At 65.7% G+C, this 1657-nt stretch carries 1 protein-coding gene; it reads right to left on the reverse strand.

Annotated features, from left to right (window positions below; all coding sequences use genetic code 11):
* Positions 1-1657: dihydropteroate synthase (locus ACGFIV_RS36235; RefSeq protein WP_392839603.1), on the reverse strand; the 1657-nt coding region annotated here is incomplete at both ends.

Raw genomic sequence — 1657 nt, forward strand, 5'->3', positions numbered from 1 at the left:
TTGGACAAAATGATGTCCACCAGATTCTTCCCGATGTCATGCACATCACCCTTGACCGTGGCCAGCACGATCCGCCCCTTGGACTCCCCCTCCACCCGATCCATATGCGGCTCCAGATACGCCACCGCCGTCTTCATCACCTCAGCCGACTGCAACACAAACGGCAACTGCATCTGACCCGACCCGAACAACTCCCCCACGGTCTTCATGCCATCCAGCAGCACCTCATTGATGATCTCCAAAGCGGGACGCCGGCCCAGACCCTCCTCCAGATCCGCCTCCAGCCCCTTCTTCTCCCCATCAACGATCCGCCGCTTCAACCGCTCCCACAACGGCAACCCCAGCAGCTCAGCCGCCCGATCCTGCCGCATCGACGCCGCGTCCACCCCCGCGAACAACTCCATGAACCGCTGCAACGGGTCATAACCCTCCCGCCGCCGGTCATACACCATGTCCAGCGCGACCTCACGCTGCTCATCAGGAATCCGCGCCATCGGCAAGATCTTCGACGCGTGCACGATCGCCGAATCCAACCCCGCGTTCACACACTCATTCAAAAACACCGAGTTCAACACGATCCGCGCCGCCGGATTCAACCCGAACGAAATGTTCGACAAGCCGGAGGTCGTCTGGACGCTGGGATAACGGCGCTTGAGCTCCCGGATCGCCTCGATCGACTCGATCGCATCCCTGCGGGTCTCCTCCTGCCCGGTGGCGATCGGGAAGGTGAGCACGTCGACGAGGATGTCCTCCACCTTCATGCCCCAGTTGACCGTCAGGTCCTCGATCAGCCGTACGGCCACCCGGACCTTCCACTCCGCCGTACGCGCCTGACCCTCCTCATCGATCGTCAGGGCCACCACCCCGGCACCGTGCTCCTTGACCAGCCTCATGATCCGCTGGAACCGCGAATCCGGCCCATCGCCGTCCTCGTAGTTCACCGAGTTCACAACGGCCCGCCCGCCCAGCATCTCCAGACCCGCCTCCAGCACAGCGGGCTCGGTGGAGTCCAGCACGATCGGCAACGTCGAGGCCGTGGCGAACCGGAACGCCAGCTCCTTCATATCCGCCACACCGTCACGACCCACATAATCCACACACAGATCGAGCATGTGCGCCCCATCACGCGACTGAGCACGCGCGATGTCCACACACTCATCCCACTGCTCGGCCAGCATCGCCTCACGGAACGCCTTCGACCCATTGGCGTTGGTACGCTCACCGATCGCCAGATACGAGGTGTCCTGACGGAACGGCACATGCTGGTACAACGACGCCGCACCCGCCTCCGGACGGGGGCGGCGCTCGGCCTGCTCACGGCCACGGACCCGCTCGACCACCCGGCGCAGATGCTCGGGGGTGGTGCCGCAGCACCCGCCGACCAGCGCCAGCCCGTACTCACGGGTGAAGCCGTCGTGCGCTGCGGCCAGTTCCTCCGGGGCCAGCGGGTAGTAGGCGCCGTCGGCGGTCAGCACCGGCAGGCCCGCGTTGGGCATGCACGACAGCCGCGCGCGGCTGTGCCTGGCGAGGTAGCGCAGGTGCTCGCTCATCTCGGCCGGGCCGGTCGCGCAGTTGAGCCCGATCACGTCGACCCCGAGGGGCTCGATGGCGGTCAGCGCGGCGCCGATCTCCGAGCCCAGCAGCATCGCGCCGTTGG

The sequence above is a fragment of the Sphaerisporangium sp. NPDC049003 genome, from assembly GCF_043197795.1.
GTDB lineage: Bacteria > Actinomycetota > Actinomycetes > Streptosporangiales > Streptosporangiaceae > Sphaerisporangium.